Origin of the sequence: Rhizobium sp. 768_B6_N1_8, from assembly GCF_051811225.1 — a bacterium.
In the GTDB taxonomy this organism is placed as follows: Bacteria; Pseudomonadota; Alphaproteobacteria; order Rhizobiales; family Rhizobiaceae; genus Rhizobium.
Genome location: NZ_JBPWPV010000001.1, coordinates 4511819 through 4526523, shown reverse-complemented (window position 1 = coordinate 4526523; position 14705 = coordinate 4511819). Strand labels below are relative to the sequence as shown.

The 14705-nt window shown below is 60.5% G+C and carries 12 protein-coding genes; 5 read left to right on the top strand and 7 right to left on the bottom strand.

Annotation, left to right across the window (positions count from 1 at the left end; genetic code table 11):
* Position 1 precedes the first annotated feature (1 nt).
* The 3 genes from AB8B33_RS22870 to rpsA all read left to right on the top strand — a co-directional run bounded on the left by AB8B33_RS22870 (position 2) and on the right by rpsA (position 3173).
* Positions 2–643 carry an FMN-binding negative transcriptional regulator gene (locus AB8B33_RS22870; RefSeq protein WP_439016983.1) on the top strand — a complete coding sequence of 214 codons (642 nt, stop codon included), beginning with the start codon at positions 2–4 and terminating at the stop codon, positions 641–643.
* 4 nt (positions 644–647) lie between these two features.
* A complete protein-coding gene (gene cmk / locus AB8B33_RS22865) occupies positions 648–1292 on the top strand; it encodes a (d)CMP kinase (RefSeq protein ID WP_439016982.1) in 645 nt (214 codons plus the stop codon).
* Between the two features lie 177 nt (positions 1293–1469).
* Positions 1470–3173: a 30S ribosomal protein S1 gene (rpsA, locus tag AB8B33_RS22860; protein WP_037100373.1), complete on the top strand. Its 1704-nt coding sequence runs from the start codon at positions 1470–1472 to the stop codon at positions 3171–3173.
* A gap of 141 nt (positions 3174–3314) precedes the next feature.
* Here the strand turns inward: rpsA and AB8B33_RS22855 are convergent, their stop codons facing one another.
* From AB8B33_RS22855 to AB8B33_RS22845, 3 genes are all read right to left on the bottom strand, one after another.
* Positions 3315–4841, bottom strand: a complete 1527-nt coding sequence (locus AB8B33_RS22855; RefSeq protein ID WP_439016981.1) for a hypothetical protein — start codon at positions 4839–4841, stop codon at positions 3315–3317.
* A 219-nt stretch (positions 4842–5060) separates the two neighbouring features.
* Positions 5061–5687: a ribonuclease D gene (locus AB8B33_RS22850; protein WP_007814121.1), complete on the bottom strand. Its 627-nt coding sequence runs from the start codon at positions 5685–5687 to the stop codon at positions 5061–5063.
* A gap of 122 nt (positions 5688–5809) precedes the next feature.
* Complete coding sequence (locus AB8B33_RS22845; protein ID WP_439016980.1) at positions 5810–6019, bottom strand: SlyX family protein; 210 nt, start codon at positions 6017–6019, stop codon at positions 5810–5812.
* A gap of 170 nt (positions 6020–6189) precedes the next feature.
* On the opposite strand from AB8B33_RS22845, the gene uxaC reads away from it, so the two are divergent.
* Together uxaC and AB8B33_RS22835 are read left to right on the top strand one after the other, a co-directional pair.
* Positions 6190–7605 carry a glucuronate isomerase gene (gene uxaC / locus AB8B33_RS22840; RefSeq protein ID WP_439016979.1) on the top strand — a complete coding sequence of 472 codons (1416 nt, stop codon included), beginning with the start codon at positions 6190–6192 and terminating at the stop codon, positions 7603–7605.
* Entirely contained in the window at positions 7602–9059 is a 1458-nt protein-coding gene (locus AB8B33_RS22835; RefSeq protein ID WP_439016978.1) for a mannitol dehydrogenase family protein, read from the top strand. Before uxaC ends, AB8B33_RS22835 begins: the two co-directional genes overlap by 4 nt.
* An 82-nt stretch (positions 9060–9141) precedes the next feature.
* Here AB8B33_RS22835 and AB8B33_RS22830 read toward each other — a convergent pair whose 3' ends face one another.
* The 4 genes from AB8B33_RS22830 to AB8B33_RS22815 all read right to left on the bottom strand — a co-directional run bounded on the left by AB8B33_RS22830 (position 9142) and on the right by AB8B33_RS22815 (position 14703).
* Positions 9142–11592 carry a GcvT family protein gene (locus AB8B33_RS22830; RefSeq protein WP_439016977.1) on the bottom strand — a complete coding sequence of 817 codons (2451 nt, stop codon included), beginning with the start codon at positions 11590–11592 and terminating at the stop codon, positions 9142–9144.
* Complete coding sequence (locus AB8B33_RS22825; protein ID WP_439016976.1) at positions 11593–12468, bottom strand: phosphotransferase; 876 nt, start codon at positions 12466–12468, stop codon at positions 11593–11595. It lies immediately after the preceding gene.
* Positions 12469–12536: 68 nt separating this feature from the next.
* The gene (locus tag AB8B33_RS22820; RefSeq protein WP_113320467.1) at positions 12537–13613 is read right to left on the bottom strand and encodes a sn-glycerol-3-phosphate ABC transporter ATP-binding protein UgpC; all 1077 of its coding nucleotides are present in this window, start codon (positions 13611–13613) and stop codon (positions 12537–12539) included.
* A 16-nt stretch (positions 13614–13629) separates the two neighbouring features.
* A complete protein-coding gene (locus tag AB8B33_RS22815) occupies positions 13630–14703 on the bottom strand; it encodes a Gfo/Idh/MocA family protein (RefSeq protein WP_439016975.1) in 1074 nt (357 codons plus the stop codon).
* Positions 14704–14705 lie beyond the last annotated feature (2 nt).

Here is a 14705-nt window from a genome sequence, read left to right as displayed (position 1 = left end):
TATGTACCAGCCACCACATTTCCGCGAAGACGATCTCAATGTGCAGCATGCGCTGATCCGTGCGCATCCGCTTGGCCTGCTGATCACGGCGGCGGCTTCCGGGCTGATCGCCAATTCCGTGCCCTTCCATCTCGACGCCGGCGCATCAGAGAAGGGAACGCTGCAGCTGCATCTGGCGCGGGCAAATGGGCAGTGGCGGGACATTGCCGCAGGTGCGCCGGTGCTTGCCGTCTTCCAGGGCGCGGATTCCTATGTCACACCGTCTTGGTACCGGACCAAGGCCGAGACCGGCAAAGTGGTGCCGACCTGGAACTATGCGATTGTGCAGGCACGCGGACTGGCACGGGTGATCGAGGATGCTGGCTGGCTGCTTGCGCAGATCAATGCAATTACCGGCGAACATGAGGGCCAGCGTGAGAAACCATGGTCGGTCGGCGATGCGCCAGAGGAATTTATCCGTGCGCAGCTCAAGGGCATTATCGGTGTCGAAATCGAAATCGCCGAGATCGAAGGCAAATGGAAGGTGAGCCAGAACCGGCCGGTCGCCGACCGCGAGGGTATTGCCAATGGCCTCGATGAGATGGCAGAGCAAGCCGAAATGCAGGAACTGGTACGCCGTTACGGCGGCCTCGGCACGGAATGACTTCATGACCGGCAGCTTCATCATCGCCATCGACGGCCCTGCCGCGGCAGGCAAGGGCACGCTTTCGCGCAGGATCGCGGAGCAGTACGGCTTTCACCATCTCGACACCGGCCTCACCTACCGGGCGACCGCCAAGGCGCTGATCGATGCCGGGCTCCCGCTCAATGACGAGACGGTCGCTGAAAAGATGGCGCTCGAGGTTGAACTCGCGGGTCTCGATCGCGATATATTGTCGAGACATGAGATTGGCGAAGCCGCCTCGAAAATTGCCGTGATGCCGGCGGTTCGCCGGGCGCTCGTTGAGGCGCAGCGGCGGTTTTCCGAGAAGCTGCCGGGAACAGTTCTCGACGGGCGCGATATTGGCACTGTCGTCTGCCCCGCGGCACCTGTGAAGCTCTATGTGACGGCGTCGCCAGAAGTGCGCGCAACACGCCGTTACGACGAGATCATCAGCAAGGGCGGCGTAGCGGATTTCGAGGCGATTTTCGAAGACGTCAAGCGACGCGACGATCGCGACATGAACAGGGCGGACAGCCCGATGAAACCGGCAGTCGATGCGCACTTGCTTGACACGTCGGAAATGAGTATAGAGGCCGCGTTTCAAGCCGCTAAGTCGTTTATCGACGCCGCCTTGAGCCGAAATGCCTAATCAAGCGGTTTTCCGCGCTTCGTGCGCGGGACGCTCGTGCGAAAGCAAGCCTGAAATTCCGTCCACGCGCCGGATTGCCTTCTTGAAAGAAGGCGGACTGGGTTCAGGCCCATTCAACTCGAACCAACCGGCGCATACGTGAGCCTTGAAGCTATCGAAGGCCACGCAGGAGATTTTATGTCAGTAGCTACTCCCTCTCGCGAGGATTTCGCGGCCCTTCTCGAAGAGTCCTTTGCCAAGAACGATCTGGCTGAAGGCTATGTTACCAAGGGTATCGTCACGGGCATCGAAAAGGATGTCGCCGTTGTTGACGTTGGCCTGAAGGTCGAAGGCCGCATCGCGCTCAAGGAATTCGGCGCACGTGCCAAGGACGGTTCGCTGAAGGTCGGCGACGAAGTCGAAGTATACGTCGAGCGCATCGAAAACGCGCTTGGCGAAGCTGTTCTGTCGCGCGAGAAGGCTCGCCGCGAAGAAAGCTGGATCAAGCTCGAAGCCAAGTTCGAAGCTGGCGAGCGCGTCGAAGGCGTTATCTTCAACCAGGTCAAGGGTGGCTTCACGGTCGACCTCGACGGTGCGATCGCCTTCCTTCCGCGTTCTCAGGTCGACATCCGTCCGATCCGCGACGTTACGCCCCTCATGCACAACCCGCAGCCCTTCGAAATCCTCAAGATGGACAAGCGCCGCGGCAACATCGTGGTTTCGCGCCGTACGGTTCTGGAAGAATCCCGTGCCGAGCAGCGTTCTGAAATCGTTCAGAACCTCGAAGAAGGCCAGGTTGTTGACGGCGTCGTCAAGAACATCACCGATTACGGTGCGTTCGTTGACCTCGGCGGCATCGACGGCCTGCTGCACGTCACCGACATGGCATGGCGCCGTGTGAACCATCCGTCGGAAATCCTGAACATCGGCCAGCAGGTCAAGGTTCAGATCATCCGCATCAACCAGGAAACCCACCGTATCTCGCTTGGCATGAAGCAGCTCGAGTCCGATCCGTGGGATGGCATCCAGGCCAAGTATCCGGAAGGCAAGAAGATTTCCGGTACCGTTACGAACATCACCGACTACGGTGCGTTCGTCGAGCTGGAGCCGGGCATTGAAGGCCTGATCCACATCTCGGAAATGTCCTGGACCAAGAAGAACGTTCACCCCGGCAAGATCCTGTCCACGAGCCAGGAAGTCGAAGTCGTCGTTCTCGAAGTCGATCCGTCCAAGCGCCGTATTTCGCTCGGCCTCAAGCAGACGCTGGAAAACCCGTGGGCAGCATTCGCCCGCAGCCATCCGGCCGGCACTGAAGTCGAAGGCGAAGTCAAGAACAAGACCGAATTCGGCCTGTTCATCGGCCTCGACGGCGATGTCGACGGCATGGTTCACCTCTCTGACCTCGACTGGAACCGTCCGGGCGAACAGGTCATCGAGGAGTTCAACAAGGGTGACGTTGTCAAGGCAGTCGTTCTCGACGTCGACGTCGAGAAGGAACGCATCTCGCTCGGCATCAAGCAGCTCGGCAAGGATGCAGTCGGCGAAGCAGCAGCTTCCGGCGACCTGCGCAAGAATGCAGTCGTTTCCTGCGAAGTCATCGCGATCAACGACGGCGGTATCGAAGTGAAGCTCGTCAACCACGAGGACATCACTTCCTTCATCCGTCGCGCCGACCTCGCCCGCGACCGCGACGAGCAGCGTCCTGAGCGCTTCTCGGTCGGCCAGACCGTCGACGCCCGCGTTACCAACTTCTCCAAGAAGGACCGCAAGATCATGCTGTCCATCAAGGCTCTGGAAATCGCGGAAGAGAAGGAAGCCGTTGCTCAGTTCGGTTCGTCCGACTCGGGCGCTTCGCTCGGCGACATCCTCGGCGCGGCTCTGAAGAACCGCGGCGGCGAATAATCCTTCGCTGATGCATTGAAATGAAGAACCCGCCGGAGCGATCCGGCGGGTTCTTTCGTTTTGGGAGGTTTCTGGAGTTCTTTGTACCCAGGCAATTCCGGACGCAAAATCGTTGAGCACTTTTGCTGGAATTGCTCCTGACTATTCCCAGCCGACCATGCGCTGGTAGAGAGCATAGACCGGGTCGGCGACCGTTGCCGGAGCAGTAGACGGATCGGGATCAAACATTTTCGGCTGGCGCCGCTCCTCCCGCGGGGCTTCCTCTCCGCCGGCCTGCTGTTCATCGCCGCCCTGACCGGATTGCGCCTGCGGCTGTTGCTGCTGATCCTGCGAGCTGCCGTTTTCGTGATGGCGACGAGGGGGGTCATCGGCCTTGGTCGCCTTATATTCATCGCGGGCGAACTGGTAAGGCGTTTGCGCGTAGGGAAGCCCTTCCGGCATGCGGGCTGTGAGCGGAACATAGGAAGGCGCCTCGACAACCGGGATGGGAACCGGCTGCGGCTGTGCGGCGATTTCCCTGATGGGACGCGCCGTCTGGGCAACTGCGGTGATTTCAGCCTGGGACGGCCGAGAAGCCTGGGCGGCCTGGGCAGATGCAGGCTCGACCACATCTTCCGGGGTTGTGCGAACCAGGCTCTCCGTCGCCTCGCTGATGACGGCCTCGTCCAGGATAGCATCGATTTCAACGGCGGCTTCGACAGGCGTGTCCGTCAACAGGACAGTTGCCTCTTGTTCGCGGATGATCGTTGCGATCATCTGTGAAACCTGTTCGGTCATGGAGCTGGCGATGCCGGTCCAGTTGCGCGGGATAACCGGATCAGCCTTGGCGGAGATTGTCTGCTGCTCGAGAGCGGGTTCGGCCTGTTCCGGCTCGATCACTTCCTGTTCTGCCGGTGCGACCTGGACTTCCTCTGTCTCTCTCGGCGTAGTTGCCTGCGATGAAGCTTCATGCGCCGCTGCCGTGGGCTGACTGCCGGTCTTCTGATCCTCAACGGTTGGATCGGTCGCCACGACAACAGTCGCTTCGGCCGGAACGATTTCTTCGGCAGCAGGCATCGCTACATTTTCAGCCGTTTTTGCTGCGGACTGACGTGCAGTGGGCAGGTTTTCTCCCTGAAGCTTGATTTCCGGCCGCGGCTCGGTACGCGGCAGCGGCGCGGCATCGTTCTGGCGATAAGAGCGGACAACGGCGCGGGCTGCGAGATCCCTGTCCTTGTAGCTGATAATCTCGAGATAGGCGATGACACGGGTGGCCTCCGGCCCGGTCGGGTCCTTGAGGGCTGCGGCAATCATTCTCAACGGCAGGCTATGTCCGTCATCGGAAAGCTGGTGCTCGACCGCATCGATCTCGGCGTCGGGCATGCGACGGATGGCATCAGCGACACGGGCGGCAAAGGCCTGATCGGATTCACCTTCACCACGCTGCAGCGCGATGGTGCGTCCCGTAGCATTGATGATGTCGAGAAGCGCTTCAATCATGCGCTGGCGCGCGGCGATGAGCAGAATATTGAGCTTGCCGGCAATCGCGGCATTGAGGTCTGCTGCTTCAACTGCATTTACCGGGGTGGGGGCGACCACCGATCGGCCGAGGCCACCGGCAACGATCGCCGCCGTCTGACCCTGAGAAGAAAGGCTTGCATTGGACGCCGAACGAATGGGAGACAACACAGGCACGCTCCTTTCGCAAAGTGGCTATGAAAGCAGGTCGTACAACGAGACCGCGCTCATCCGGCCCCTTGCATCCCGGCAGATCCTCCTGTCCGCATCGGCGTATTTCGCCGCCGTCGAATGCATAAAAATTAAGAATAATGTTACTGAAAATACCTTAACGAATAGCTAACGGCCGAAGACGCCCAGTCTACGACCTTGCCTGCATGTCCGATAACCTCAGCTATGGGCGAAGATATCCGCCTCTTCCCAGCCGAGAAGATCGAGCTTGGCGCGCGTCGGCAGGAATTCGAAACAGGCCGTCGCATGTTCCAGGCGGCCGTCGCGAATCAGGCGCTCATTTAGCTTGTCGCGCAACGCGTGCAGGTAGAGCACGTCGGAGGCGGCATATTCGAGCTGCGCCTGCGAGAGTGTTTCAGCAGCCCAGTCGGAAGATTGCTGCGTCTTGGAGATATCGACGTCGAGCATTTCCTTGAGATTATCCTTCAGGCCGTGGCGATCCGTGTAAGTACGGATGAGGCGCGAGGCGATCTTCGTGCAGAAGACCGGCGTCGCGGTGACGCCGAACGTATGGAAGAGTACGGCGATATCGAAGCGGCCGTAATGGAATATCTTCTGGCGCGACGGATCGGCGAGCAGCGCGGTAAGGTTCGGCGCTTCCTTCTGGCCGGCCGCAATGCGGATCACATCGGCAGAGCCGTCGCCCGGCGAAAGCTGCACGACGCAAAGGCGGTCCCGGCGCGGCACAAGGCCCAGCGTTTCGGTATCGATCGCGATCGCGCCGGTGTAACGGGCGGCATCCGCCGCGGAAATATCGCCCTGATGATAACGGATGGTGGCCGCCATGGGATGTCTCTCGTTCAGCTTCGTCTTTCCGGGCTATATCGCAAAGGGCGAAAGCGCGAAACCGCTTTCCTGCTGCAGGCAGCCTTCGGGCGGCGCCGCGGAGGGTTCGGCGGCATGGCCACTCAGTAGTGTGGCGGCTTGGTAATCGCCGGCGCTTCCAGCGATTGCTCCTCGATACTCAGAAAGCGCTCGGTCAATCGGTCAAGCTTGGCGCGCGTCTGCTCCATGACCTTCCATTGTTCGGCAAGCTGATCGGAAAGCTCATCGATCGTCTTAGCCTGATGGGCCAGCATTTCTTCGAGCCTTGTAATGCGGGCTGCCTCGTCGGACATCGGTTTTCTCCCCTGATATCAGGTGGCATTCCAAAGCCGAAATAGGCGGGGGCGTCAATGGTTTCGAGCCCCCATAAAAACGATTCCGAAAGTGGACCGTCTGGTTACCAAAAGCCCTTGCCGCGTCTAATGATGTGGGGTAGGCCGTTATCCATCAGGGAGGAAAACTGATGGATGTAAGCAATGGCTTTCTTCATCCGGACCGGCTCTTTCCCGCCGAGCCGGCAACGCGGACAATAGCGCGCGATCTCTATGAGACGGTGCACGCTCTTCCGATCGTCAGCCCGCACGGGCACACCGAACCGTCCTGGTTCGCTGACGACAAGGCCTTCGAAGACCCCTCTTCGCTGCTTGTCATTCCCGATCATTATCTCTTCCGCATGTTACACAGCACCGGCACCAAGCTTGACCAGCTCGGTGTACCGCGTCTCGACGGCAAGACGGTTTCGAGCGGCCGCGATATCTGGCGTGCTTTCGCCGCCCAATACCATCTTTTCCGCGGAACCCCGTCGAGCCTTTGGGTCGATCATGCCATGTCAGCCGTGCTCGGCTGCACCGAGCCACTGACGACTGATAACGCAGATGCGCTTTACGACCACATCAATGCGCAGCTCAAGCTTCCGGAGTTCCGGCCGCGGGCACTGCATAAGCGTTTCGGCATCGAAACAATTGCCACGACCGAAGGCGCGCTCGATCCGCTGCCGCATCACCAGAAGATGGCGGCGGACGGTTGGATCGGCAAAGTACGCACAACCTACCGGCCTGACGGCGTCACCGATCCCGATGCCGTTGGTTTCCGCGACAATCTGATCAAGTTCGGAGAGATCACCGGCTGCGACATCACCAAATGGGATGGCCTCATCGAGGCACATCGCAAGCGGCGCGCCTATTTCCGCCAGTTCGGAGCGACGGCGACCGACCACGGCGTGCCGACCGCCTTTACCGCCGATCTACCGCTTGCCGAGAAGCAAGCGCTGCTCGACAAGGCGCTGAAGGGACCGCTTTCAGCCGCCGATGCTGAACTTTTCCGCGGGCAGATGATGACGGAAATGGCCGGTCTTTCTGCCGAGGACGGCATGGTGATGCAGATCCATGCCGGTTCGCGCCGCAATACCGACCGCGAGCTTTTCGAGACGCGTGGCCCGAATATGGGCGCCGATATTCCGACGCGTACCGACTGGGTTGGCGGCCTCAACGCGCTGCTGTCGAAATACGGCCATGCACCAAGCCTGCGCATCCTGCTCTTCACGCTCGACGAGACGACCTATGCCCGGGAGCTCGCGCCGATGGCCGGCCATTGGGCCTGCCTGATGATCGGCCCGCCCTGGTGGTTCCACGACAGCCCGCTTGGCATCCGCCGTTACCTCGACCAAGTGGTGGAGACGGCTGGCTTTGCCAATCTCGCCGGCTTCAATGACGATACGCGTGCACTGCTGTCGATCCCCGCCCGCCATGATGTCTGGCGCCGCGAGATCTGCCGTTTCCTGGCACAGCTCGCCGTCGAGCACCGGATTTCCAGGAAAGAAGCCGAGATCGTCGCGCGCGAACTTTCCTATGACAATGCGAAGAAGGCCTACAAGCTGTGAGCGACAAACTGCAGAACGTGACCGGCCTTGCGCCGACAGCGAAGCTTCCTGCCTATGACCGGAATGCGCTGAAGGCCGGCATCCTGCATCTTGGCCCCGGCGCCTTCTTCCGTGCGCATTTCGCGCCTTTCACGGATGGCGCTCTGGCTGCTGCCGGCGGTGACTGGGGCATCGAAGTGGCGAGCCTGCGCACCCCCGATGTCGCGGATAATCTGTCCGCCCAAAACGGGCTCTATACGGTGCTGATCCGCGACACCTCGGGCACGACGGCTCATGTCATCGGCTCGATCCTTGGGGCGTATGTGGCGCCGCGCGATCCGGCGGGCCTGCTAGCACGACTCGAAGACCCTGATATCCGCATCGTCAGCATGACAGTGACGGAAAAGGCCTATGGTTTCGATCCGGCAACCGGAGGGCTCGACCTCAAGCATCCCGATATCGTCGCCGACCTTGCCAATCGGCATGCGCCGCACGGTGTCATCGGCTATCTCGTCGAGGGTCTGGCACGGCGCCGGCAGAAGGGCATAACACCCTTTACGCCGCTTAGCTGCGACAACCTGCCGAGCAACGGCGCGGTGCTGAAGCGTCTGGTGCTGGAATTCACTGCCCGCATCGATCCGGAACTGCATGGCTGGATCGAGGCGAACGTGCCCTTTCCTTCGACGATGGTCGACCGCATCACGCCGGCAAGCACCGATGCGACCTATGCCGATGCCAAGCGGCTGACGGGCCGCTGGGACATGGCGGCAATCGAGACGGAACCCTTTACCCAATGGGTGATCGAGGACCATTTCGTCAACGGTCGTCCGGCCTGGGAAAAGGTTCACGGCGCGCTAATGGTCGAGGAGGTCTCGGCCTATGAAAAGATGAAGCTGCGCATGTTGAACGGCGCGCATTCTCTGCTCGCCTATCTCGGCTATACAGCAGGCTATGAATTCATCCGCGACGTCATGGATGATGCGGGACTTTCAGCACTTGCGCGCCGGCACATGAATGCGGCGGCGGCAACGCTGGATCCGGTTCCCGGCATCGATCTCGACGCCTATGCGGACGAATTGATAGCACGCTTTGCAAACAAGGCGATCGCCCACCGCACCTATCAGATCGCCATGGACGGCACGCAGAAACTGCCGCAGCGTCTGCTGGAACCAGCAACGGAAGCGCTTGCCAAGGGCAGCAAGGCGGAGACCTATGCAATCGCCGTCGCCGCCTGGATGCGCTACGCTATCGGCATCGATCGCAATGGCGAACGCTACGAACTGCGTGACCCGCGGGCGGGAGAGATTGCAGCACTTCTCGACGGTGTGCCGCGCAATGGCGGAGCGGTTTCGGCAGCTCTGTTCGGCCTGCCAGGCTTGTTTCCGAAGGCGCTTACCGGGAATGCCGCCTGGACGGAAGATGTGGCGAACAAACTGGAGATCCTGATCCAGGACAACAGGCTGCCACTATATTGAAGGGTTAGCGAAACTTCCTCATCCCTATACCCGCACAGGGATGAGGAAACATCCGCGGAATTTGCTCACCGTCACAACCGTTCTAAGCCCTTATCCGCTGCATCTCGGGGTCATAGAGTGGTTTCAGGCTGACCTTGCAGGACACGCGCTCGCGCGCGACATCCAGTTCATAATTGCCGGAGAGGACAAAATCCTCCGTTACACCATCAGGGTTACGGACATAGCCGTAACCGATCGGCCTGCCGATGGTGTAGCCGAAGCCGCCGCTGGAGAGCCAGCCGACACGTTTGCCGTCACGATAGATGGTTTCGCGGCCGAGCAGAACGACATCGGGATCGTCAGGCACGAAGCAGGCGAGCACCTTCTTTACGCCGCCTTCGAGCTGGCGCTCGATCGCCTCGCGCCCCTTGAAGGGCGTGTTCTTCCGCATTTTCACAGCCCAGCCAAGACCGGCTTCAACTGGCGTGTGGTCGGGGCCGATATCGGAGCCCCAGGCGCGGTAGCCCTTTTCCAGGCGGCAGCTTTCAATGGCGCGGTAACCGGCATTGACGAGGCCGAACTGCCCGTCCGCCGCCATCAGCGCGTCATAGACGGTCGTCGCATATTCGATCGGCACATGCAGTTCGTAGCCGAGTTCGCCGACATAGGTAATGCGCAGAGCCCGCACGGGGCAACCGGCAATGCCGATGGTCCTGACGCGGCCGAAGGGGAAGGCAGCGTTGGAGACGTCGCTGGTCGTGACCTTTTCCAGGATGACACGGGAATTCGGCCCCATCAGCGACAGCACGGTGTAGGCCGAGGTGACATCGACGAGTTCGGCGTGAAGGCCGTCGGGGATGTTGCGCGAGATCCAGTCGAAATCATGCGTGGCAAAGCCGGTGCCGGTGACGATGTAATATTCGTTCTCGGCGATGCGGGCGCAGGTGACGTCGCATTCAATGCCGCCCTTGTCGTTCAGCATCTGCGTGTAAATCAGCGATCCCTCGGGCCTTGCCACATCGTTGGCGGCAATCCATGACAATGCTGCTTCTGCATCCCTGCCCTTCAGCACGAATTTGGCGAAGGAGGTCTGGTCGAAGATGACCGCTGCCTCGCGCACGGCCTTGTGCTCGCGGCCAACGGCATCAAACCAGTTCTGGCGGCCGTAGGTATAGATATCCTTCGGCTCTTCATTGGCGAAGAGATCGGCAAACCAGTTCGGCCGCTCCCAGCCGAGCTTTTCGCCGAAACACGCGCCCTGCGCCTTTAACCGTTCATAAAGCGGCGACTTCCGGCAAGGGCGGCCGCTCGAGTATTCCTCGAAGGGGAAAGCCAGCGTGTAGTGTTTGCCATAGGCCTCCAGCGTTCTCGTTCGAACCCAGTCCGTATCGAAATGCGGGCGGCCGAAGCGGCGGATATCGACCGGCCAGAGATCGTAGGGCGGCTCGCCCTTCGTTACCCATTCGGCAAGCGCCATGCCGGCGCCGCCGGCCGAGGCGATACCGAAAGCGTTGAAGCCGGCGCCGACGAAGAAATTCTTCAACTCCGGTGCCTCGCCGAGAATGAAGTTGCCGTCGGGCGTAAAACTCTCAGGCCCGTTCAGAAGCTGCTTGATGCCAGCATTTTCGAGCGCCGGGACGCGGCCGAGCGCGTGCTCCATGATCTGCTCGAAATGATCGAAATTGCTGTCGAGCAGCGTGTAGTGGAAACCATCAGGGATGCCGTCCAGCGCCCAGCCGATGGGGTTCGGCTCGTAACCGCCCATGACCATGCCGCCGACCTCCTCCTTGTAATAGGTGAGGCGATCAGGATCGCGCAGGGTCGGAAGATTGGAGGGCACGCCGAAGGATTCGGTGATGATATATTGATGCTCGACGGAGACGAGCGGGACATTGATGCCGAAGCGGGCGGCGAAACTGCGGGTCCATTGGCCAGCGCAGACCACGACCCGCTCGCATTCGATGCGGCCTTGTCCGGTGATGACGGCGCGGATCCTGCCCCTGTCGATTTCGAGATCGAGAACTTCAGTGTCCTCGAAGATAGAGACGCCGGCCATGCGGGCGCCTTTTGCCAGCGCCTGAGTGATGTCGGAGGGATTGGCCTGACCATCCGTCGGCAGATAGGCGGCGCCGACGAGATCGTCTGTCGTCATCAGCGGCCAGAGATCGAAAGCTTCCTGCGGGTTCAGGAGATGCATTTCGAGGCCGAAGGACTGAGCCGTGGTCGCCTGACGCTTGACCTCCGTCCAGCGCTCCTCGTTACAGGCAAGCCGCAGGCCGCCATTCATCTTCCAGCCGGTGCCGAGACCTGTCTCGGCTTCGAGCTTCTTATAGAGATCGACGGAATATCCCAGAAGCTGGGTGATGTTGGCGCTGGTGCGCAATTGACCGACGAGGCCAGCGGCGTGGAATGTCGTGCCTGACGTCAGCTTCTTGCGCTCAAGGAGCACCGTATCGGTCCAGCCGAGCTTGGCCAGATGATAGGCGGTCGAGCAGCCGATGATGCCGCCGCCGATGACCACGGCCTTTGCCGTCTTCGGTAATTGCTTCGTCATTCAATGATCCTGTTCAAATGCCCGATAGGCGCGCTCGAAGCGGGCGAGATTTTCGGCGGTATAGGCAGCGTAGTCGAAATCGATGGTGGAATGGATCTCGGAGATCATACTCCAGAGCGTCTCGCGCAGTAGCGAGGCGCATTTCATGGCCCGATAGCAGCGGCTGAGATCATCCGTCAGCGGTCGATCGAAATAAGTCTCCAGCATGAGGCGCTCCACCTCGCCCGAAAACTCGCTGTTGGAGGCAAGACCACCGAGATCGAAGAGCGGCGTGTTGAAGCCCGCATAATCCCAGTCGATCAGCCAGAGCCGCCGGCCATCGTCGAGGAAATTAGTGGCCAGAAGATCATTGTGGCCGAAGGCGATTTCGAAGGGACCTGCCGCCTGCTCGAGACGCTCCTCCTTCTGAAGCAGGCCATTCAGCAACGGCACATACGGACTGTTTGCGGACCTCAGGTTCGCTACATAATCCCTGATCACATGGAAGACCCAGAAGATCATCGCCTGACCACGGAAATGGCGGGCCATGTCGTGATGGCAGGCACGGATCAACGGAACGACACGAGCAAGCGTTTCCGGCTTGCGGATGTCTTCGGGCGACAGCGGCGCGGCATCGATGAAATCGAGAACCAGCACACCTGGCACGTGATGGATAACGGCGGGCGAGATGCCGGCCGCATGGGCGGCGCGGCTCGCCGCAAGCTCGTTCTGCCTGCTGATATGATGGACCGGAATATCATCGCCCAGACGTACGACGCGCCGCAGCGCGCCATCTCTCACAAAGTAGTTCCGGTTGGTGAGGCCGCCGGTGATCGGGGTTATGTCGATCGGGCCTTGCCAGATGCCAAGCGCATGAATCCTCTCTTCAGGCGTCACGCGTATCCCCCTCTTAGCCCTCAATGAAATGATGGGCTTGTGAGGGATCGGCTGTCAAGCCGGGCTAATTAGATCGTCTTGCCGGCGTCATCAAAGACGTGACAGCGCGCCGGATCGAAGGAGGCCTTCACATTGGTGCCGCGTTCGACCTTTTGCTGGCCATCGAGTGCGATGGTGAGCGGCTGATTGTCCGGCGTCGTGGCATATAGCATCGTGGCACCGCCGAGATTTTCGACCAGATCGACATTGACGGTCGAAAGGACGGCGCCGCCCTCCGCCAAGGAAAGATGCTCGGGGCGGATGCCGAAGGTGACGTTCTGGCCAGCCTGACCGGCAAGCCTGCGACCGAGCTGAATGGAATTGCCGCACACATTGACGGTCGAGCCAGTGTCCGTGGCGCTCTCGATCTTTGCACTCAGGAAATTCATCTTCGGGCTGCCGATGAAGCCGGCGACGAAGCGGTTGGCCGGGTTGTTATAGAGATCGAGCGGGGCGCCGACCTGTTCGATGCGGCCGGAGTTCAGCACGACGATCTTGTCGGCCATGGTCATGGCCTCCACCTGATCGTGGGTGACATAGATCATCGTGTTGCCGAGGCTGCGGTGCAGGCGGGAAATCTCCACGCGCATCTGCACGCGCAGTTCGGCATCGAGGTTAGACAGCGGCTCGTCGAAGAGGAAGATGCGCGGCTCGCGCACGATGGCGCGGCCGATCGCAACGCGTTGGCGCTGGCCGCCTGACAGTGCCTTCGGCTTGCGTTCGAGCAGCTTCTCGATCTGCAGAATCTGCGCGGCGCGGCGCACCTTCGGTTCGATCTCGGCCTTCTTGTAGCCCGCGGTTTCCAGGCCGAAAGCGAGGTTCTTATAGACCGACATATGCGGATAGAGCGCATAGGACTGGAAGACCATGGCGATCCCGCGCTTGGCGGGCGTCACTTCGTTCATGCGCTCATTGTCGAGCAGCAGCGCGCCGCCGGAGATTTCCTCGAGGCCGGCGATCATGCGCAGCAGCGTGGACTTGCCACAACCCGAAGGGCCGACGAAGACGGCGAATTCGCCGGGATCGATCGTCAGGTCGATGCCGTGAATAACGTCGAGTTGGCCATAGCGCTTCTCGACTTTCTGAAGAACGACACTCGTTGCCATGTTCCGAAATCCCCTCTTATTTGGTTCTTGCACGCCAGTCGGCGTATTTCGGGCTGTCAGGACCGATCGGCAGGGCGACATCGGCGCCGCTATCGGAGGATTGATAGATGGCCGTGACCAGTTCCAGCGCGCGTCTTGCATCCGCACTCGTCACGGGAAGCGGTCCTCTGCCCATCAGGTAATCGTGGAAGCGCAGCATCTGCGTGTTGAAGCGCAGCGGCACGGGCTGCCAGTCGGCGATGACGGTATCGATCTTCGCCTGTACTTCATCGTCGGCAGCGATGATCTGCCAGGGGTCTTGGCCGGGCGCATAGGCCTCATGATTGCTTTCGAAGGTGATATTTTCGAAGTGAAGCCTGAGCCGGCTGATTTCGTTCTGCGAACCGAGCGTGCAGGACAGCGAGACGAAGGCACCGTTCTGCATCTGCAGGCTGACTGAGGCGCAATCTTCCACTTCGATCTCGTTGACACGGGTTGCCACGCGGCCGAAGACGCGGGTTGCCGGGCCGGCAAGATAAAAAAGCATGTCGTGCAGATGGAGCGCATGGGTGACGAGGACGCCACCGAGTTCAGTTGCCCATTTGCCGCGCCAGGGCACGGCATAATATTCCGGTTTGCGGCGCCAGAAGGTCTCGACGGAGCCCATGTAGAACTTGCCGGCGAGACCCGCGTCGATGATGCGCTTGGCCTTCTCGACGCCATCGCCATAGCGATACTGGAAGATCGGCATCAGCGTACCCTTGGCAGTCTTTTCGGCCGCGATGATTTCGTCGGCACTGGCGAGCGAGCCGGTGAGCGGCTTTTCACAGACCACATGCTTGCCGGCGGCCAGAGCGGCTATGACCTGCTCCTTATGGATACCCGGCGGCGTGCAGATATCGATGATGTCGATGCTGTCATCGGCAAGCAGTTCATCGAAGGAGGTTGTGCGCCGTTCGATGCCGAATTCGTCGCCGATCGTCTTCAGGCGCTCCTCGTTCAGGTCGCAGATCGCCACGACCTTGAACTTGTCCGGATGCGGAAGGTAACCCTCGACGATGTGAGAGCGGCCGATACCGCAGCCGATGATCGCGACTGTCTTGATGCTCATGT

Excerpts from the sequence above, each read along its gene's own strand:
- AB8B33_RS22870 (WP_439016983.1), top strand. The coding sequence starts at position 2 with ATGTACCAGCCACCACATTTCCGCGAAGACGATCTCAATGTGCAGCAT.
- cmk (WP_439016982.1), top strand. The coding sequence starts at position 648 with ATGACCGGCAGCTTCATCATCGCCATCGACGGCCCTGCCGCGGCAGGC.
- rpsA (WP_037100373.1), top strand. The coding sequence starts at position 1,470 with ATGTCAGTAGCTACTCCCTCTCGCGAGGATTTCGCGGCCCTTCTCGAA.
- AB8B33_RS22850 (WP_007814121.1), bottom strand. The coding sequence starts at position 5,687 with ATGGCGGCCACCATCCGTTATCATCAGGGCGATATTTCCGCGGCGGAT.
- AB8B33_RS22845 (WP_439016980.1), bottom strand. The coding sequence starts at position 6,019 with ATGTCCGACGAGGCAGCCCGCATTACAAGGCTCGAAGAAATGCTGGCC.
- uxaC (WP_439016979.1), top strand. The coding sequence starts at position 6,190 with ATGGATGTAAGCAATGGCTTTCTTCATCCGGACCGGCTCTTTCCCGCC.
- AB8B33_RS22830 (WP_439016977.1), bottom strand. The coding sequence starts at position 11,592 with ATGACGAAGCAATTACCGAAGACGGCAAAGGCCGTGGTCATCGGCGGC.
- AB8B33_RS22820 (WP_113320467.1), bottom strand. The coding sequence starts at position 13,613 with ATGGCAACGAGTGTCGTTCTTCAGAAAGTCGAGAAGCGCTATGGCCAA.
- AB8B33_RS22815 (WP_439016975.1), bottom strand. The coding sequence starts at position 14,703 with ATGAGCATCAAGACAGTCGCGATCATCGGCTGCGGTATCGGCCGCTCT.